We start from the raw sequence: 18,947 nt of genomic DNA on the forward strand, positions 1-18,947 counted from the left end.
AACCATTAACTAATAACACACAACTAAAAGAATATGTATTTAGAAATTGTATCACCAGAGGCCACATTATTTAGCGGAGAAGTAACTAGCGTTGCTGTTCCTGGCGTAAATGGCGAATTCGAAATGTTAAATAATCACGTACCGATTATTTCTATTTTGAAAGCCGGTTTTGTAAAAATTTCAGGAAACGTTGAAATAGATAAAGCGGTTCAAGATAAGTTTACTAAAAACGATAAAGGAGCTACTTTATTAAAAATTAACTCTGGAACGTTAGAATTAAAAGACAATAAATTAATTGTTTTAGCAGACTAAAACATTAATTTATACCATATAAAAAATGCGAAGTTTTACACTTCGCATTTTTTTTTGCTTTAAACTTAACCCTATTAATTATTAAACCTTCTTAATCACGTTAGTTACAATCCCCCAAATAAGAAACTTATTATCGCTCGTTATTTTTATAATAGGATAATCTGGGTTTTCAGGTTTTAACCACATTTCATCCTTATCAACCTTTAGGCGTTTTACTGTAAACTCCCCGTCTAAAAAGCAAACAGCTATTTTATTGTTTGAAGGCTCTAAACTTCTATCAATTACTAATAAATCATTATCATCTAACCCTGCCCCTATCATAGATTGCCCGCTAACACGTGCATAAAACGTAGTTTCTCGATTCCGAACAAGTTCTGTATCTAAGGATAAATGTTGGTGTTGATGACTAAAATCTTCAGTCGGTGCCGGATAACCCGCAGAAATTCCTGTATCGAAAAAAAGTGCTCCTTCATGATCTGCTTCTTCAGGATTAAAAATAGTTAAAGGTGACGATTTTGGTAAAAACATAGCGGTGGGTTTTGGTTAATACTTCTGGTTGGTCGTTATTGATTGATAATTTTCTTCTTATTTTTTGTTCTTTACTAAATATAAGGCTCTAAACCTTTAATAGATTTTAACTCAACCTTAAGCTCCTGAAACATATTCAGAATACTGCTTAATTTAAGTTCTTCTGCAGAATATTCCTGAGTATTAATACAGCAGGTAAACTCCCATATTTCAACAATATCTTCGGTTTTCACATCATAAGGCGTGTATAATCTATTGTCTGAACGTAATTCCAAACAACCGTTTTCTTTAATTTTATTATAAACCCGTTTGTAAACAAGTCCATCATCTTTAGTGAGTACAATATAGGTTCGTCCGCTTTTCACCTCATCTATAGTATCTATAAATTTAGCAACAATAAACGATCCGTCTTTTACGGGCAACATAGAATCTCCGCTAATTGGGAAAGCCCGATGCGTTCCTGTTGGCAAAAAAGGTAATTTTATTTTTTGAAGTTGCTCAATATATTCTGGATCGGCGTAACCTTGCAAATAGCCTGCTGAAGCTTTTGTTGGCACAATTTCAATTAAATCTTCATCCATATCATTTACCGTTACTGGAAATAAGACGCGCTTGTTCCCTACTTCAATAAACGACGTGTTTTTAGTGCGTCTCAAATCGTTTTTCACCAAGATGTCGATAGGTATATCAAAATAAGCAGAAAGCTCCACTAAACGATCTATTGGAGGTTCTGAGCGCCCTTCCTCATACGAACCCACAATGGAACGTGTCCATCCCAACTCATCAGCAAAACGTTCTTGCGAAAAACTTTTCAGAGCTCGTAAATGTTTAATATTGGTTTGAATGAATTTCATATAATAAATACTATTTACTACAAATGTAAGCAACAATTACTTTTAAATGTAGCTAATTTTGCAAAACTTATGTATTTAAATTGTCATTCCTATTTCAGCCTTCGTTACGGGACTATTAGTCCTGAAAAACTCCTTGCTCTTTCTGCAGCAAATGGGTTTAAAACCATGGCATTAACCGATATTAATAACACATCGGCTTGTTTAGATTTTGCCCGGCTTGCAGACAAATATAATATAAATCCTGTTTTAGGTGTCGATTTTAGAAACGGTGCACAACAGCAATTTATAATACTCGCCAAAAACAATACAGGCTTTCATAATATAAACACGTATTTATCAACTTTTTTACACGATACCAGTTTAATAATACCAGAGCAAGCTCCAACATTAGAAGACACCTATGTGATTTACCCATATATACATGGAAAAAATTTCAATCTAAAAACACATGAATATATTGGTGTAAAACCACAAGATTTAAACAAACTTAAATTCTCTAAAACAAATAACAACAGAAGCAAATTAGTCATTTTACAACCCGTTTCTTTTGAAGATAAAAAAGGATTCAACACACATAGATTACTTCGTGCCATAGCCAATAATTGCTTGTTAAGTAAATTACCGAAAAGTGAAGAAGGTCAAGAAACCGACAATATGCTTTCCGCTAAACAATTAAGTGAAGTTTACAATGAATTCCCCGAACTTATTGAAAACACAAAGTCTATTTTAAAACAATGTACTATAAATTTCGATTTTTCGGGAGATACACCAAACAATCAAAAATCGTACACAAAAAGTGAAGATTTAGATTTTAAATTACTGAAGAAACTCACTTACGATGGTTTAGACTATCGGTACCAAAAACCAGATGCTGTTATTTTTAACCGTATAGAAAAAGAACTTGGTATTATTAAGGAGAAAAATTTTGTGTCTTATTTTTTAATGAATTGGAAAATTCTCAAATATGCCCGAAGTAAAAACTATTATTACGTAGGCCGAGGTAGTGGCGCCAATAGTATTGTGGCGTATTTGCTGCGTATTACCGATGTGGATCCCGTAGAACTCGATTTATATTTTGAACGTTTTATAAACCTATATCGTAAAAATCCACCCGATTTTGATATCGATTTTTCATGGACCGATCGGGACGATATTACACAATTCATCTTTAAAACATTTAAAAACACGGCACTTTTAGCGGTTTACAACACCTTTAAATTTAAAGCATCGGTGCGCGAATTGGGTAAAGTATTCGGATTACCAAAATCGGAAATTGATACACTAAGCAAAGGCCATTATAATATTAAAACTCTAGATAAGTTATCAAAACTAGTCCTTATTTATAGTGAATATATTCAGGGGTTTCCTAATTATTTGGGTATCCATGCTAGCGGCATTATCATTTCGGAAAAGCCTATTCATTATTATACAGCCACATTTTTTCCGCCGAAAGGCTTTGCTACCACCCATTTCGATATGGTAGTTGCAGAAGATATTGGATTGTATAAATTCGATATTTTAAGTCAGCGTGGTTTAGGAAAAATAAAAGATACCGTAGCCATTGTACAATATAATCACCCCGAAAAACCACCTATTGATATCCATGATATTAAAAGTTTTAAAACCGACGAAAACATAAAGCACATATTACGAAATGCACAGGCTATTGGCTGTTTTTATGTAGAATCGCCCGCCATGCGCATGCTACTTAAAAAGTTACAAGTAGATAATTATTTAGGTTTAGTGGCGGCAAGTTCTATTATTCGTCCAGGTGTTGCAAAATCAGGAATGATGCGAGAATATATTTTACGTTATCGGGATCCCGAACGCCGTAAAACGGCGCATCCAGTATTACTTAATATTATGCCCGAAACTTATGGCGTAATGGTGTATCAGGAAGATGTAATTAAAGTAGCCCACTATTTTGGCGGTTTAACTTTAGCGGAAGCCGATAAATTACGTCGTGGTATGTCGGGTAAATTTAGATCGCGAGACGAATTTTTATCTGTAAAGCAGCTCTTCTTTAATAATTGTAAAGCAAAAGGAGAACCTCAACATGTTGTTGAAGAGATATGGAAACAAATTGAGAGTTTTGCTGGTTATGCCTTTGCAAAAGGACACTCGGCGTCTTATGCGGTAGAAAGTTATCAAAGTCTTTTCCTAAAAGCTTATTTTCCTTTGGAATATATGGTGGCTACCATTAATAATTTTGGCGGTTTTTACAGCACAGAACTTTACGTTCACGAAGCGCGAATGCACGGTGGCAGTATTGAAGCCCCCTGTGTTAACACGAGTTTTAATGACACTATTATTAACGGAAAAACGATTTATTTAGGCTTTATGTTTTTACATGGTTTAGAGGTTAAAACCATTAAAAAATTACTTTTCGAACGCGAAAAAAATGGCGCTTTTAAAAGTTTGGATGACTTTATTGAGCGCCTATCGATATCCGTAGAGCAAACAGCACTTCTTATTAAAATAAATGCGTTTCGGTTTACGGGTGTTAATAAGCGTGAATTACTTTGGGAAGCCCATTTAAAAACCAGCAAAACAGTAATTCAAGACCATGTTATTAATTTATTTGAAACCAAACGTATAGATTATAAAACACCCGAGCTGCCAAGTACAACATTAGAAGATGCTTTTGACGCTTTGGAACTTTTAGGTTTTACACTCTGTAATCCTTTTTATTTACTAGAACAAACTGCAGTGCAACCGTTACGCGCCACTCAACTCACAAAATTTAAAAACCGTATTATTTCTATCGAAGGCTATTTGGTAACTACAAAAAACACACGAACATCAAACGGTAAATACATGCATTTTGGAACCTTTTTAGATTATGATGGGCATTTTATTGACACCGTTCATTTTCCACCAGTAGCAAGTAAATATCCGTTCAGAGGAAAAGGAATTTATACCATTACAGGGAAAGTTATAGAAGAATTCGACTGTGTTACTATTGAGGTTATTGCCATGGAAAAACTAGCCATAGTCCAAGATCCACGCTATAGTGATCCATCGCCAAAATTTATCACCCAAAACAAAAAAACACCTACAAATCGACATTTAAAATGAATAAAAACCGCTCCATAGTTCACATGGATTTAGATACTTTTTTTGTGTCTTGCGAACGCCTACTCGACAGCCGATTAATTGGTAAACCTGTACTTATTGGAGGTACATCTAGCCGCGGCGTTGTAGCATCTTGTAGTTATGAAGCACGAAAATTTGGCATTCATTCTGCTATGCCCATGCGTTTAGCCAAATCACTTTGTCCCGAAGCGGTTATTTTACGCGGAAACGCTGGTATCTACAGTAATTTTTCTAAAAACGTTACCGATGTTATAAAGGACAGTGTCCCACTTTATGAAAAATCGTCCATCGATGAATTTTATATCGATTTAACAGGCATGGATAAGTTTTTTGGTTGCCATAAATTAGCTTCGGAATTACGACAACGTATTATGAAGGAAACCGGACTCCCCATTTCTTTCGGACTATCTATTAATAAAACGGTTTCTAAAATAGCTACAGGTGAAGCGAAGCCGAACAATGAAATTAAAATTTTATCGGGTACCGAAAAACCATTTCTAGCGCCACTTTCCGTTCGAAAAATCCCTATGGTTGGCGAAGTTACTTATAAATCTCTTTGCGATTTAGGCGTAAAACGCATTAAAACCGTGCAAGATATGCCTATGGATTTAATGCACAAAGTACTTGGGAAAAACGGTTTAAGTATTTGGAAAAAAGCGAACGGTATCGACCTCAGCCCCGTGGTACAATACCAAGAACGGAAATCTATTTCCACCGAACGGACTTTTAATAAAGACACCACAGATGTTTTAAAACTAAAAGGAATTATTATTGCTATGACCGAAAACTTGGCGTATCAATTACGGCGTGGTAATAAATTAACGGCTTGCATCACTTTTAAAATTAGGTATTCCGATTTTCAAACCTATACCCAACAACAACGTATTCCATATAGCTCAATGGATCACAGTATTATTCCCGTAGTGTTAGATTTGTATAAAAAAATATACAATCGGAGATTATTGGTTCGATTAATTGGTGTTAAATTTAGCCATTTAGTAGAAGGTGGCTATCAAATTAATCTATTTGAAGACAATGAAAAACAACTTCATTTAACCCAAGCTATTGATAATATGCGCCAACGTTACGGTGACCGTGCAGTAATAAGTGCTGCCGGCATGGGCGCTAAAAGCATTAGCCGATGGAATCCTTTTAATGGCGAACCACCACCCTTACTTCCCAATAGACGTCAGTAAAAAAGGAAGCAACCCCATCAACTTATATAAACCTCTTGAAAATGAATAGCCAAAGGCCTTTCATATTAAAACAAAAAAAGGCTACTCTTTTCAGAATAGCCTTTAAATTAATCGATATAAAAATTCAGCTTATTGTCCAGCTTCAGTTTTAGCATCTTCAATCATTTTTTCATTTGGAAGAATAGCAATGTTTACTCTCCTATTTTTAGCACGCCCTTCTGCAGTTGCGTTATCGTGCGTTGGTTGAGCTTCACCAAACCAATTGGTTGTAAAACGACCAGCACTTAGTCCCTTTCCTAAAAAATAATTAGTAACCGCATTGGCTCTATTTTTAGACAAAGTCATATTAGAAGCTTCGCTACCAACACTATCCGTATGTCCAACAACTAAAACATTAGTATCTGGATATTCTTGAAAAACAGCTACTAATTTATTTAAAGTTTCTTGAGAAGCTGTATTTACATCATACTTTGCTGTATTGAAATACACACCACTATTCTCATCAAAAGTTACTACAATACCATCGTCTACACGTTCTACGGTTGCTCCAGGTATTTCGTTTTCTATTTGTTGCGCTTGCTTATCCATTTTATTTCCGATAAGTACACCTGCTCCACCACCAATAGCTCCACCAATAACAGCACCTAATTCACCATTACCTCCTTTACCAATGTTGTTTCCTATAATAGCGCCTAAAATGGCTCCTCCAGCTGCGCCAATAACGCCTCCTTTTTGTTTGTTGTTTGCATTTTCAACGGTTTTACAACTCGCTGCACTTAGTGTTAATGCGACCATTAAAAGTACTAATCCTGTTTTTTTAAATATTGTTTTCATAAGTAGGTTTTATTTTTTTATAAAATTCATTGTAATTGTAAACGGCTTACCTTCGACGTTTAGCGTTTGTTGCCACTGCATGTTAGTTTCAGAAAGTTGTGCAAGTTGCATTCTGTAACCCGAATTAGTTGCCGATTTCCCCTTTTCATCTGTAGGTTTTAAAAGAAAATCGTATAAATCGGTTGTTGGATCAATTTCTTGAATAGTAAAAATGAAGTTACGAGCTCCAATACTACAATCAGTATCGTTAATGGTGTAAACTCCAGAATTATTATTTGGAATAAACTGCCAATCACTACCTTCGAAACATGCTTTTGAAACATCGTCTAATAGAGACACGTTAAAGGTTCCTGTTTCACTATAAGAAATGGAGTTTAACGTCCAATCCCCTTTCATTACTTTTTTTGAAGTACGCACTACTTTTGACGTGCCGCATGCGACTAAGGCCAAGGCCAATACTAATAAAATTGCTATTTTTTTCATTGCTATTAATAGGTTGATTTTTTTGAGATTTAAACTTTATTCCTTCTTCTTACTAAAGAAATATTTTATCCCTCACAAGGTAAGACCCCTATTAGACATAGGTAGTCACAATAAATTATTTTTTTAACACTATCGGAAATAAGTAATTTAGAAAATAACAAAACACGGCTGTTTTTGCTATGAAGATTTTTTTATTTTGCAGACGTAATTAAGCTACTTTTTTAAGCAAGTCGAAACAAGGACATTTTTTACAACGCTTATTTTCGCCTTTTTTAAATTTTTTACAACAGCTACTTTTTACTTTATCAGGAAGTTCAATTCCTGATTTTCGTAACATCTTAATCGCCTTTTTTTGCTTTTTCTTGCCCAAAATAGAATCTGAATTAAAATAAACATCAAATTTATCTGGGCAAAAATAGCTATTTTTATTAAATCTAAATAAGATTAAATGTTAAATTTATTGCAAACCTTCTGCAGATGCGGAAGTTACAGTTAAGTTCTCTATATCTCTATCAAAAAGATACAACCCACCTTTATCATCTCCAATTAAATTTATTTTATCTAGAATAGTACGTGCTACAGCCTCCTCTTCTATTTGCTCGGCTACATACCATTGTAAAAAGTTATGCGATGCATAATCTCTTTCTTCTAAACTGATATGAACCAAATCGTTTATACTTTGAGACACAAATACTTCATGCTCGAATAATTTTTCAAACATTTCTTTAAACGACGTAAACGTTACGTTAGGTGCTGATAATTCTGAAATTTTTGCATGACCACCACGCTCGTTAACAAACTTTACCAATTTTAACATGTGCTCACGTTCCTCATCAGATTGTGCATACATAAAGCTAGCAACACCTTCTAAACCTTTAACCTCTGCCCAACAAGCCATGGCTAAATAAATTTGAGACGATTCTGCTTCTATTTTTATTTGATTGTTTAATGCGGTTTCTATTGCTTTTGATAACATAATTTTCCTTGTTTTTTTTTATAAAGTTACTAATTCTTTAACTTATTGCCAATCCATTTGTTACATTCTGTGTATCTGGATTAACAAATACTAATTTACCATCTTCACTTTCCGTCATTAAAATCATCCCTTCACTTTCAACGCCACGTAAAGCTCTTGGTGCTAAATTCACTAAAACGGTTACTTTTTTACCAACCACTTCTTCGGCAGTAAAACTTTCAGCAATACCCGAAACAATAGTTCGTACATCGATACCGGTATCTACTTTTAAAACTAAAAGTTTTTTTGCTTTCGGCATTTTTTCGGCTTCTAAAATAGTACCAACACGTAAATCTAGTTTGGTAAAATCATCAAAAGTAATAGTCTCTTTTTGCGGTTCTACAACTTTATTTGCTGCTTCGTTTGCTTTTTTACTCGCCGTTAATTTATCCAATTGTTTCTGGATGGTTTCATCTTCAACCTTTGAGAATAACAACTCTGCTTCTCCAATTTTATGTCCCGCAGGAAGTAATACTTCTTTCGTTTTAATGGTATTCCATTCTGCTTCCGAAGTTAAATTGGCATGCAATAATATGTTTTTCAATTTTGTAGATGTAAACGGCAAAAACGGTTCACTTAAAGTCGCTAAAGCTGAAGCAATTTGAAGCGCCACATACATAATGGTTTTAGTACGTTCCGCATCGACCTTAATTACTTTCCAAGGCTCAGCATCGGCCAAATATTTATTTCCTAAACGTGCTAAATTCATTAATTCTTGTCCCGCTTCTCTAAAACGGTAACGCTCAATAGAACTAGCAATAACATCTGGATATGCCTTTAAGGTTGCCAAAGTTTCTTGATCTATTTCTAATAAATCGGAAGGTGTTGGCACAAATCCGTCGTAATATTTATTGGTTAAAACCACTACACGGTTAATAAAGTTTCCGAAAATAGCTACCAATTCGTTATTGTTTCTAGCTTGAAAATCTTTCCAAGTAAAATCGTTATCCTTAGTTTCTGGTGCATTTGCAGTTAAAACGTAACGCAAAACATCTTGCTGACCTGGGAAATCTTCTAAATATTCTGGCAACCAAACCGCCCAGTTTTTCGAAGTTGATAATTTATTGCCTTCTAAATTTAAAAATTCGTTGGCCGGTACATTTTCTGGTAAAATATAAGATCCTTCCGCTTTTAACATCGCTGGAAAAATAATACAGTGAAACACAATATTGTCTTTCCCTATAAAATGAACCATTTTTGTGTCTTTATCTTTCCAATACGGTTCCCAATCTTTACCTTCTCTTGCCGCCCATTCTTTGGTAGACGAGATATAACCGATTGGCGCATCGAACCAAACATAAAGTACTTTACCCTCGCCACCTTCGGCAGGTACAGGAATTCCCCAATCTAAATCGCGGGTTACAGCTCTTGGGCGTAAACCATCATCAATCCAAGATTTAACTTGTCCGTAAACATTAGGTTTCCAATCTTTTTTATGACCTACAAGAATCCATTCTTTTAAAAAGGCCTCATATCTATCTAACGGCAAAAACCAGTGTTTGGTTTGCTTTAACGTTGGTACGTTTCCAGTAATTGCAGATTTTGGGTTTATTAAATCTGTTGCATTGTGGCTGGTTCCGCAGTTTTCACATTGGTCGCCATAACTTTCTTCGTTTCCACATTTTGGACAAGTTCCAACTACGAAACGATCGGCTAAAAACTGATTCGCTTTAGCATCATATAATTGTTCTGAAGTTTCTTCTATAAATTCCCCTTTATCATTTAAGGTTTTAAAAAATTCCGAAGCCGTTTCATGATGAATTTTAGCAGAGGTACGCGAATAGTTATCGTAAGTAATTCCAAAATCTTCAAACGATTTTTTAATAATCGCATGATATTTATCTACCACATCTTGCGGTGTTACGCCTTCATTTTTCGCTTTAATCGTAATAGGCACACCATGTTCATCACTTCCGCCAATAAAAGCAACATCGTTTCCGGTTAATCTTAAATAGCGGGCATAAATATCTGCGGGCACGTAAACGCCGGCCAAATGCCCAATATGAATAGGACCGTTGGTGTATGGTAATGCCGCTGTAATAGTATATCGTTTTGGTGTGTTCATTCTATTATTATGATTAAAATTATTGGTTATTTCGAGTGTTTCAAGATTTAAAAATCATCTTAAAATTTCAATTTAATATCTAAAGACGTTAATATTTCACTCGGAGTAACACGTATTTTGAAGCCGTAAAAGTACACATTTTGCCTGCTATTTAGAAAAAAAATGTACTTTTACATTATGACAAGAATTACACACATAACAATTTTAATTTGTGTTATTTTTTTCTTCGGAAAAACGACACTTACAGCACAAGAAACAACGTTAACTAAACCAAGTACTTTGATACAACCTCCATATTTAAAAGCTGGCGATACGGTTGCCATTGTAGCGCCATCTGGTGTTGTAAAAAATGGTATTGATGAAATTGAAAGCGCCAAAACCTTACTTAAAAGTTGGGGACTACATACCATTGTTGGTAAAAATGTATTTAACAAAGCCAACCATTTTGCAGGTACTGATGATGAACGTTGTACCGATTTCCAAAGCGCTTTAGACAATCCTACGGTTAGCGCTATTTGGTGTGCTCGTGGTGGTTATGGTACAGTTAGAATTCTAGACAAACTCGATTACACAAAATTTAAACAACACCCAAAATGGCTTATTGGGTATAGCGATATTACAGGTTTACACAACCAATTTCATAATGAAGGTATAGAAAGCATCCACGGTATTATGTGCCTAAGTTTACCAAATGATTTAAATGAAATTAAAGAACCTATTGCTACTTTTAAAGCAGCCATTTTCGGAAAACCTTTAAGTTATACTGTTGAAGGCTCTAAATACAACCGCACAGGGCAAGTTACAGCGCCTTTGGTTGGCGGTAATTTAACTTTATTACACACTATGTTAGGTTCCAAAACGAGTATTAATATCGATGGAAAAATTCTGTTTATTGAAGAAGTCGGCGAGTACAAATACCATATAGATCGCATGTTACAGAGTTTAAAACGTGCTGGTTATTTTGATCATTGTGAAGGTGTCATTATTGGTGGCATTAGTAAAGTTAGAAAAAACACTACCGATTGGGGTACTAGCATTGAACAACTATTTCTTGATGCCTTAGCTGATTATGATTTCCCAATTGCTTTTAATATTCCTGCTGGTCACGAAAAAGATAATCGCGCACTAATTTTAGGTCGAACGATTGATTTAAACGTTACTAAAGATAAATCAACAATAGTTTTTAAGTAAAAAACCTGTTTAAAACACTAATGCTCAGCACCAAACTGGTTGGCTTTTATTATTGCATATTTTTGTCTAAATTTGCTTACAAAACAAAGTCATTCCTGAAATGAAAAAAGCTATAGTATTCTTTTCATTAGTATTTATATTTAGTTTTGGGTTTAGTCAAACAAAAATAGCCAAATTAACTTTTGAAACCGATCCAACGGATACTGATCCTGCTATAACGGATATTTCTTATACCACAAGTGAACCAGAGTTTTTTGATTACAGCGATGCTTCAAGACCTGAATACTTCTTCAGATCAACTAACAATATACCCGATGTAACTTTTAGTAAAACAAATGATTTAGGAGATTATTTTTTTGCTGTTCAGAATGCAACAAATGGCAACACCTCAATTGCGACACTATATCTTGAACAAATAAATATTGAAGGATATGAAAACCTTGAATTGAGAGTTTATTTAGCAGAAAGAGTTAATACAACACCTAGAGGATGGGATAATAACATTGGAGGAAATAATGATTACGTTCATTTTGATTATGATATAAATAGTAGCGGAACTTTTAATCCATGTTTATGGATTGAATCTTCTGGAGTTTTTCCAAATGAAGATAATGCTATAGCACGTATAGATACTGATTTCGATGAAACTGGAGATGGAAGTACTATAGGAAACACTTTTAATCAATTTATCTCTCCTATTACTGGTACAGGTAATACTTTGGATATGGTTATTGATTTTAAACTTAATAACGACGACGAAGACATTGCTATAGATAACATTGAAATATGGGGAACACTAATACCAAGTTGCAGTAACACATCTATATGGAACGGCACAACATGGAGTAATGGCATTCCTGACATTACAACTATAGCTACCATAAACGGACCTTATACAACCAATACAAGTAATGGTAGTTTTTCAGCATGTAGCCTAACCGTTAATGACGATTTAATTATTGAAGACGGTTATTATGTTGAAGTAGAAAACAATATTACTGTTACAGGTAACTTAATACTTAAGAATAATGGCACCCTAGTGCAAAATAATGATAGCGCCACATTTTCTAATTCTGGCGGCACCACTAGTTTCACAAGAAGCACGCATCCTTTAAACAACTGGTACGATTACACCTACTGGAGCTCCCCTATAAAAAATTTAACTATTGCGGCAAGCCCATTAAAGCATACTAATAGGCGTTATTGGTTTGATGCAAATAACTATTTAGATCAATATACAGAAATTAATAACACAGATACGTTTGAGGTAATACAAGCAAGTGATGATATTGATGATAATGGAGATGATTGGCAATATGCCACAGACACCACCATAATGACTCCCGGGGTTGGTTTTGCTGCTATGCATTATATTTCGGGCTATACCGGAGTTCAACCTTACGATTATGAGTTTATTGGTGAGTTTAACAACGGTATTATTACTACGCCCATCTCACACAACCCTTTAAACACCGGAGGACACTGGAACCTTATTGGTAACCCCTACCCAAGTGCTTTAGATTTTGATGCCTTTGTAACAAACAACCCAGGCGTTATAGAAGGTGCGGCTTATTTATGGTCACATTCCACACCTATTTCTGAGACAACCAGTGGAAATGAAAGTTTGAATTTTTCGCAAAACGACTATGTTATCATGACTACTGGAAGCGGGAGTGTAAACAATAGCCCTGGAACGCTTCTGGAATATATACCGTCTGGTCAAAGCTTTTTTATAGCAGGAACCTCAAACGGCATCGTAACGTTTAATAATTCAATGCGAATTAAAAATGGTGCCAGTAATAGTCAATTTTTTAAAAATTCAAATGCAAAAAACAATAATGTAGTCCAGCCTGATTCAAACAAATTATGGATTAATTTAACTTCAGATAATGGCATATTTAATCAGGTATTAATAGCTTATGTCAACGGGGCTACCGATAATTATGATGGAATGGTTTATGATGCACCAAGAAACCTATCGAGTGGTGTAGCTTCAATTATCTATACTCTTATAGAGGATAAAAATGATAAAAAATTCGCAATACAAGGCAAAAGTCCGAGCAGTATTACTGAGGAAGAAATAATTACCTTAGGCTTTTTAACTTCAATAGAATCTGCTACTACTTACACTTTATCCATAGAAAAAATCGAAGGAGAATTCTTAACAGGGCGCAATGTATATCTAAAAGATAATTTACTCAATACGTTTCATGATTTATCTGTAAGTGAGTATAATTTTACTTCAGAAACTGGAGAGTTTAATAATCGTTTTGAAATTGTATTTAATAATCAAACTTCTTTGTCTGCAAATACGCATACTACCGTAGATGATAATACCATTAAAATAGTCCATCTTGGCAATAAACAATTTAGCTTCACCACTTCAAACGGCTTAACAATAAACCATATTGATCTTTTTGACTTATATGGCAGAAAGATATATCGTTTTAACGAAATAAGTGAAACTTACTCTTTTCAACTATTAAACAATGCGCCGTACATTGCTAAAATTACACTTTCGGATAACTCAATAAAAACTAGAAAAATTGTTATTCATTAACATATTTTAGCTGTTTTTTTCTTACCTATAATTTCATTTATACATTTTATCGATAAAAAAACGTGTTTTACCTCTAATCGCTCTATATTTGTTTTCCTACAGAAAAACTATATAGCTCTACATTTATGAAACAAAAATACTCTTTATTAAAAACACTATTCATCATTTGTTTATTTCTAACGCAAGTCTATGCATTTGCTCAACGGGATGTTTACCTAGTTATCGGACAATCTAATGCCGCAGGACGTGGCGCTATAGAAGCCCAAGATATGGCTCCGCTAAACGGTGTAGATTTATATAATGGCACAAGTTGGGAAACAGCTATAAACACAAGTGCTGCAGATGGCGGAATGAATAGGTATTCTACCGTACAAAAAGAAGCACAAGACCAAGGATTAAATTTTTCTTATACATTTGGAAAAACAGTAAGTGCTGTTTCTGAAAATCAAATAGGCTTAGTAGTAAACGCTATTGGAGGTACTAGCATTGACTCGTGGTTACCAACCACAGGTGCTGGTTATTATGAAGCTGCAATAACAAGGATAAATGAAGCCCTAGCTTTAGGAGGATCAACCCTTAAAGGTATATTATGGCACCAAGGTGAAGCGAGTAGAAATGATTCAGATTATTTAGATACGCTAGAAAGTTTAATTACAAGTTTAAGAACAGATTTAGGCATCCCTAATCTACCCGTAATTGTAGGACAAATTAGTAAACAAAGAACCGACAACGATACATTTAATGCCAATATAAAAACAATCACCGACCCTTTAAATGTAAGCAACTATATCCCTTATACAGATTATGTAACAACCGATGGATTAAGTACTTCAGACAGAACACATTTTATTTCTAACTCGCAACGTGTTTTAGGCTACCGTTATGCTGCAAAAATTTTAGAAATGATATATGGTTTTCCCTATGTACAAAACGAAATTGTTCCTATTAGTGAAGATGCTTTTGTGCGCGGAGGAACAAGCGCAGATATCGTACAACAAACCATAGATAGCGAATATATACGTATAAAAGAAACAAGCCCTATTGGAAATAACACCCGAAGAGGCTTGGTTAAATTTGATATTAGTTCTATAACAAGCACAACAGACCGATTAATAATAGACACTACTTTAATTATTAATGCAGATCTTACGGATAGTGACAGTAGCGACGACAAAGAAGCTATGAATATTAATTTTTACAACATTGATACCAACTGGACCGAAAGCACAGTCACTTTTAACAATGCTCCCAATTTCACAAACCTAATTAGTTCTGGTAATTCTAATTTTTATATCGAAGGCCTACGCCAGCGTGGAGCAGACATAACAGATTATATTAAAGACCAATATGCCTTAGGCACAACTACCGTTGCTTTAGGTTTACAATCTACATCAAATGATGGTACGGCACAATTAAAATTTATTACTAAAGAAGACAGCGCAACACCATCAACCGCATCTTACTTAGTAGTAAGCTATATTAACACCTCTTCAACTCTAGGCAGTAATACCCAAAACAACAAACTAGACCAATTTAAAGTATCATACACCAACCCCGTAAATGACAACATGTTAATAAGCAGTCAATTTATAATGAATGAAATTAACTTATATAGCATTACCGGTAAACTTCTAAAAAAACAAGAAATCCATAACACATCAGCCACAGTCAATACTTCTAATTTAGTTAGCGGTGCTTACATTATGTCTATAACAAGTGAAAATGAAATGATTTCGAAATTAATTTTAAAAAAATAACTCGTTTTAAAAGATAATAGCTACTCAAAATAAATTTACAAAATTTCATATAATAATGGTGTAAAGGTTAATTTTAACGTTAATAAAGAGCAATCAACTATTATTTTTAGAGAATAAATATAATATGTTGTATTTTAGTAACTTAATCTTAAGTTAAAAATCAATCAATTACTCTCCAAATGAAAAAACTATTACTATTAAGTGTAGCAGCAATGCTTTTATTTTCTGTAAACGTAAATGCAGATACTGTAAACCCTAATTTAAACCTTTTAAATCCTGATGTTCGTAAATGTCTTATTGAAGCATCTAAAAGTGAAGGTTGGAAATTAGAAGCTGTTTACACGGACAAAGAAGAAAACCTTGTTATGGTTTTCGGAAAAGGCAATGAAACTAAGACTTACAAAACAAAATAAGTAATAAATACTGCTTTTTATAGTCTTATAAAAAATTTAAAAACCAACTGTAACGGCTTGTTACAGTTGGTTTTTTTTATTGTTTATTACATACCAAATTGATTTAAATGGTGGTCTAGATGCTTATAAAACATGGTATTCCATTCCTTTTTAGTCAAATCCCCAAAAGAATGCGACGCTTTATTATCAAAATGATTTGCACCTAATTGTTGCGTCTGATTAATAAAATCTACCAATCGTTTTTTCTCTAAGTCGAAATTTTTAGCATCGGTGATTAAAAATTAGGGAGCTGTTCGGCTATTCTTTTTATAAGGCTTATCGCTAACTACTATAGGCTTTACAACCGTTTTAAGCATCCAACGTTTAAAAGCATTCGGTCTAGGGTGTATATTATCGTAAACCATTTCGTAAGTTACATTACAGTGCGCCAACATTTGATCAACACTCATTTTACCCCATAAAGGTTTCGCTTCGGTATTTAGTTTGTTTATTCTAGCAACAACACTTTCCGTGTCTGCCGAATCGAACATGTTTTTCATTTTCAAATAGCTTTAAAAGTTTAACGCATTAAAGTTATCACTTATCAAACTCAGAACCAAACATTTGCACCCTAAAAAAGATAAAAAACCAAGACTTTTAACACCTAGAATCCTCGTTCTTTTTGTATCTGTTCGTAGGCCGCTTGTACTTGTCTGAACTTTTCTTCAGCACCTTGCTGGTGTTCTTTACCTAAATGAATAACCTTATCTGGGTGATATTTTTTAGCCATATTACGATACGCTTTTTTAATATCGCTTACCTCAGCATCTTTAGTAATTTCGAGCACTTTGTAAGCATTGTCGCTACTGTTGTAAAACATCGCTTTTATACTTTCGTAATCGCGCGAACTGATACCTAAATAGCTGGCAATGGTATTAATTTGGCTCACTTCATCTTCGGTTACCATACCGTCGGCTTTAGCGATACCAAATAGAAAGTGCATAAGTTGCAAACGCGACGGATGATCCATCATTTGCCTGATTTGCAAACACACTTGACGGGTTGAAATATTGTTTTGCTTATTGATGTTTTTAAAGAGTGCAAACGCATTATTTGCACGTTCTTTACCATACATATTTACAAATTGCTGACGTACAAAATCGAGTTCGCGTTGATCCTGCTTACCATCGGCTTTGATCACGATGGACGACAAGATAAGCAAACTGACTTCGAAATCGCCCGATTGGGTTTGCGGGCGTTGTTGTGTTCGGCCGCCATACGTGGTGCGACCTTGTTGTGGTTGCCCTTGATTTAGAAAGGGACTTTTTTTCCCGTCGGAAAGTGCATCTACTACACTTCCTAAGGCTAAACCTATTATGGCACCTATTGGCCCACCGAAAGACCAACCTAAAGAGGCGCCTATCCATTTTGTAAAACTCATGTGTTATTTTTTTTCTGCTTCAAATATACTATTGTTAGTTGACTTTTTAGGTGTTTTGTTACATTAGCGGAGGTTTGCGTTAAGGATTGTAGCGGATAGCCCACAGCCCGACGTAGGAGGTGCGAGGACTTGTAGCGAAAAGCCTGACCCGCAGGGAAACGCCCAAGAAAATAAAGCAGAAATTTTGTCAGGTTTTAGGGTGCATCACCGACTTAAAGGTGAGAGTTGTCTTATTTCGCACGATTTTTGATTAACTTTGCATAAGTATTAATTATATAATAAAAAATTTAAAGATATGTATCCAGCAGAATTAGTAAAACCGATGCGTGAGGATTTAACCAACGTTGGTTTTGAGGAATTACAAACTGCCGAGGCGGTGGATGCGGCTATTGCAAAACCAGGAACTACGCTTGTGGTTGTGAATTCGGTTTGTGGTTGTGCCGCTGCGAATGCGCGCCCAGGTGCGAGAATGAGTTTACAAAATGCAAAACGCCCAGACCATATTACTACGGTTTTTGCTGGTGTTGATAAAGCAGCTGTAGATGCGGCTCGTGGCTACATGGTTCCTTTTCCTCCAAGCTCGCCTTGTATGGCTTTGTTTAAGGATGGCGAATTGGTACACATGCTAGAACGTCACCACATTGAAGGACGTCCGGCTGAGTTAATTGCTGAAAACCTTGTGGATGCTTACAATGCAAATTGCTAAGCGTTAAAACTTGATTAGAATATAAATTAAACCACGATTTTTCGTGGTTTTTTTTATGTGTATACGCAACCATTTATTGCCTTTTGCATCTATAAAGTAAAACATTATTTTATGAGAAAATCGATTTTGTTGCCTGCCTTGTTATTGTTAAGTATGCTGTTTATGGCTTTTGGGCGCAAGGAAGATGATGATGACACTATTGATGGTGATCGTTTAAAATTATCTGAATTAAAAACTGAAATCGATGCTCTTATAAATACTTCGGTTTGTGATGACACTTATAATTGCGAGTTTATCGCCTATGGCAGTAAAGCTTGTGGAGGCCCTCAAGGCTATTTAGTGTATTCTACATCTATTGACGTAGAAAGCCTAAAAACTATGGTAGAAAACTATAACCAAGCTGAAGCTGATTTTAATACAAAATGGAATATTTCATCAAATTGTTCTACACCAAACCCACCAAGCGAAATAATTTGCGAAAATAACAAGTGCGTGGCTGTTTTTTAAGACTAAGTTT

At 34.8% G+C, this 18,947-nt stretch carries 18 protein-coding genes; 9 read left to right on the forward strand and 9 right to left on the reverse strand.

The window, feature by feature from the left end; all coding sequences use genetic code 11:
• The first annotated feature begins 33 nt into the window (after positions 1 to 33).
• On the forward strand, positions 34 to 312 hold the full coding sequence (locus QWY92_RS04975; RefSeq protein ID WP_290268970.1) for a F0F1 ATP synthase subunit delta/epsilon: 279 nt from the start codon (positions 34 to 36) through the stop codon (positions 310 to 312).
• Between the two features lie 81 nt (positions 313 to 393).
• On the opposite strand, the gene QWY92_RS04980 is transcribed toward QWY92_RS04975, so the two are convergent.
• Together QWY92_RS04980 and QWY92_RS04985 are read right to left on the reverse strand one after the other, a co-directional pair.
• Positions 394 to 840, reverse strand: a complete 447-nt coding sequence (locus QWY92_RS04980; protein WP_290268972.1) for a LexA family protein — start codon at positions 838 to 840, stop codon at positions 394 to 396.
• Between the two features lie 74 nt (positions 841 to 914).
• On the reverse strand, positions 915 to 1,694 hold the full coding sequence (locus tag QWY92_RS04985) for an XRE family transcriptional regulator (protein ID WP_290268974.1): 780 nt from the start codon (positions 1,692 to 1,694) through the stop codon (positions 915 to 917).
• 69 nt (positions 1,695 to 1,763) lie between these two features.
• Here QWY92_RS04985 and QWY92_RS04990 point away from each other — a divergent pair, with 69 nt between their 5' ends.
• Together QWY92_RS04990 and dinB are read left to right on the forward strand one after the other, a co-directional pair.
• The gene (locus QWY92_RS04990) at positions 1,764 to 4,772 is read left to right on the forward strand and encodes a DNA polymerase III subunit alpha (protein ID WP_290268976.1); all 3,009 of its coding nucleotides are present in this window, start codon (positions 1,764 to 1,766) and stop codon (positions 4,770 to 4,772) included.
• Entirely contained in the window at positions 4,769 to 5,986 is a 1,218-nt protein-coding gene (dinB, locus tag QWY92_RS04995; RefSeq protein ID WP_290268978.1) for a DNA polymerase IV, read from the forward strand. The genes QWY92_RS04990 and dinB overlap by 4 nt, the downstream gene beginning before the upstream one ends.
• Before the next feature lie 129 nt (positions 5,987 to 6,115).
• Here the strand turns inward: dinB and QWY92_RS05000 are convergent, their stop codons facing one another.
• The 4 genes from QWY92_RS05000 to metG all read right to left on the reverse strand — a co-directional run bounded on the left by QWY92_RS05000 (position 6,116) and on the right by metG (position 10,413).
• The gene (locus tag QWY92_RS05000; protein WP_290268980.1) at positions 6,116 to 6,820 is read right to left on the reverse strand and encodes a YiaD family glycine zipper/OmpA-like lipoprotein; all 705 of its coding nucleotides are present in this window, start codon (positions 6,818 to 6,820) and stop codon (positions 6,116 to 6,118) included.
• Positions 6,821 to 6,829: 9 nt separating this feature from the next.
• A complete protein-coding gene (locus QWY92_RS05005; protein WP_290268982.1) occupies positions 6,830 to 7,303 on the reverse strand; it encodes a lipocalin family protein in 474 nt (157 codons plus the stop codon).
• A 457-nt stretch (positions 7,304 to 7,760) separates the two neighbouring features.
• Positions 7,761 to 8,279: a ferritin gene (locus QWY92_RS05010; RefSeq protein WP_290268984.1), complete on the reverse strand. Its 519-nt coding sequence runs from the start codon at positions 8,277 to 8,279 to the stop codon at positions 7,761 to 7,763.
• Between the two features lie 37 nt (positions 8,280 to 8,316).
• The gene (gene metG, locus QWY92_RS05015; RefSeq protein WP_290269989.1) at positions 8,317 to 10,413 is read right to left on the reverse strand and encodes a methionine--tRNA ligase; all 2,097 of its coding nucleotides are present in this window, start codon (positions 10,411 to 10,413) and stop codon (positions 8,317 to 8,319) included.
• A 147-nt stretch (positions 10,414 to 10,560) separates the two neighbouring features.
• Here metG and QWY92_RS05020 point away from each other — a divergent pair, with 147 nt between their 5' ends.
• From QWY92_RS05020 to QWY92_RS05035, 4 genes are all read left to right on the forward strand, one after another.
• Complete coding sequence (locus QWY92_RS05020) at positions 10,561 to 11,574, forward strand: S66 peptidase family protein (protein WP_290268986.1); 1,014 nt, start codon at positions 10,561 to 10,563, stop codon at positions 11,572 to 11,574.
• A gap of 100 nt (positions 11,575 to 11,674) precedes the next feature.
• A complete protein-coding gene (locus QWY92_RS05025) occupies positions 11,675 to 14,134 on the forward strand; it encodes a DUF8693 domain-containing protein (protein WP_290268988.1) in 2,460 nt (819 codons plus the stop codon).
• Between the two features lie 125 nt (positions 14,135 to 14,259).
• Positions 14,260 to 15,891: a sialate O-acetylesterase gene (locus tag QWY92_RS05030; RefSeq protein WP_290268990.1), complete on the forward strand. Its 1,632-nt coding sequence runs from the start codon at positions 14,260 to 14,262 to the stop codon at positions 15,889 to 15,891.
• A gap of 179 nt (positions 15,892 to 16,070) precedes the next feature.
• Positions 16,071 to 16,304 (forward strand): hypothetical protein, encoded by a 234-nt coding sequence (locus tag QWY92_RS05035; protein ID WP_290268992.1) that lies wholly within the window; start codon positions 16,071 to 16,073, stop codon positions 16,302 to 16,304.
• A gap of 86 nt (positions 16,305 to 16,390) precedes the next feature.
• Here QWY92_RS05035 and QWY92_RS20415 read toward each other — a convergent pair whose 3' ends face one another.
• The 3 genes from QWY92_RS20415 to QWY92_RS05045 all read right to left on the reverse strand — a co-directional run bounded on the left by QWY92_RS20415 (position 16,391) and on the right by QWY92_RS05045 (position 17,724).
• On the reverse strand, positions 16,391 to 16,540 hold the full coding sequence (locus QWY92_RS20415; protein WP_336622086.1) for a hypothetical protein: 150 nt from the start codon (positions 16,538 to 16,540) through the stop codon (positions 16,391 to 16,393).
• A gap of 45 nt (positions 16,541 to 16,585) precedes the next feature.
• Entirely contained in the window at positions 16,586 to 16,843 is a 258-nt protein-coding gene (locus QWY92_RS20420; RefSeq protein ID WP_336622087.1) for a hypothetical protein, read from the reverse strand.
• A 104-nt stretch (positions 16,844 to 16,947) separates the two neighbouring features.
• Positions 16,948 to 17,724 (reverse strand): TerB family tellurite resistance protein, encoded by a 777-nt coding sequence (locus QWY92_RS05045; protein WP_290268994.1) that lies wholly within the window; start codon positions 17,722 to 17,724, stop codon positions 16,948 to 16,950.
• Positions 17,725 to 18,019: 295 nt separating this feature from the next.
• Here QWY92_RS05045 and QWY92_RS05050 point away from each other — a divergent pair, with 295 nt between their 5' ends.
• Both QWY92_RS05050 and QWY92_RS05055 read left to right on the forward strand, forming a co-directional pair.
• Positions 18,020 to 18,430, forward strand: coding sequence for a BrxA/BrxB family bacilliredoxin (locus QWY92_RS05050; protein ID WP_290268997.1), 411 nt, complete (start codon positions 18,020 to 18,022; stop codon positions 18,428 to 18,430).
• A 111-nt stretch (positions 18,431 to 18,541) separates the two neighbouring features.
• Positions 18,542 to 18,937 (forward strand): hypothetical protein, encoded by a 396-nt coding sequence (locus QWY92_RS05055; RefSeq protein WP_290268999.1) that lies wholly within the window; start codon positions 18,542 to 18,544, stop codon positions 18,935 to 18,937.
• The last annotated feature ends 10 nt before the right edge of the window (positions 18,938 to 18,947 follow it).

It is taken from the genome of Algibacter miyuki (genome assembly GCF_030409805.1).
Lineage (GTDB): Bacteria > Bacteroidota > Bacteroidia > Flavobacteriales > Flavobacteriaceae > Algibacter > Algibacter miyuki.

Coding starts and splice junctions, on each gene's coding strand:
- QWY92_RS04975 (WP_290268970.1), top strand. CDS start 34: ATGTATTTAGAAATTGTATCACCAGAGGCCACATTATTTAGCGGAGAA.
- QWY92_RS04980 (WP_290268972.1), bottom strand. CDS start 840: ATGTTTTTACCAAAATCGTCACCTTTAACTATTTTTAATCCTGAAGAA.
- QWY92_RS04985 (WP_290268974.1), bottom strand. CDS start 1,694: ATGAAATTCATTCAAACCAATATTAAACATTTACGAGCTCTGAAAAGT.
- QWY92_RS04990 (WP_290268976.1), top strand. CDS start 1,764: ATGTATTTAAATTGTCATTCCTATTTCAGCCTTCGTTACGGGACTATT.
- dinB (WP_290268978.1), top strand. CDS start 4,769: ATGAATAAAAACCGCTCCATAGTTCACATGGATTTAGATACTTTTTTT.
- QWY92_RS05000 (WP_290268980.1), bottom strand. CDS start 6,820: ATGAAAACAATATTTAAAAAAACAGGATTAGTACTTTTAATGGTCGCA.
- QWY92_RS05005 (WP_290268982.1), bottom strand. CDS start 7,303: ATGAAAAAAATAGCAATTTTATTAGTATTGGCCTTGGCCTTAGTCGCA.
- QWY92_RS05010 (WP_290268984.1), bottom strand. CDS start 8,279: ATGTTATCAAAAGCAATAGAAACCGCATTAAACAATCAAATAAAAATA.
- QWY92_RS05020 (WP_290268986.1), top strand. CDS start 10,561: ATGACAAGAATTACACACATAACAATTTTAATTTGTGTTATTTTTTTC.
- QWY92_RS05025 (WP_290268988.1), top strand. CDS start 11,675: ATGAAAAAAGCTATAGTATTCTTTTCATTAGTATTTATATTTAGTTTT.
- QWY92_RS05030 (WP_290268990.1), top strand. CDS start 14,260: ATGAAACAAAAATACTCTTTATTAAAAACACTATTCATCATTTGTTTA.
- QWY92_RS05035 (WP_290268992.1), top strand. CDS start 16,071: ATGAAAAAACTATTACTATTAAGTGTAGCAGCAATGCTTTTATTTTCT.
- QWY92_RS20420 (WP_336622087.1), bottom strand. CDS start 16,843: ATGAAAAACATGTTCGATTCGGCAGACACGGAAAGTGTTGTTGCTAGA.
- QWY92_RS05045 (WP_290268994.1), bottom strand. CDS start 17,724: ATGAGTTTTACAAAATGGATAGGCGCCTCTTTAGGTTGGTCTTTCGGT.
- QWY92_RS05050 (WP_290268997.1), top strand. CDS start 18,020: ATGTATCCAGCAGAATTAGTAAAACCGATGCGTGAGGATTTAACCAAC.
- QWY92_RS05055 (WP_290268999.1), top strand. CDS start 18,542: ATGAGAAAATCGATTTTGTTGCCTGCCTTGTTATTGTTAAGTATGCTG.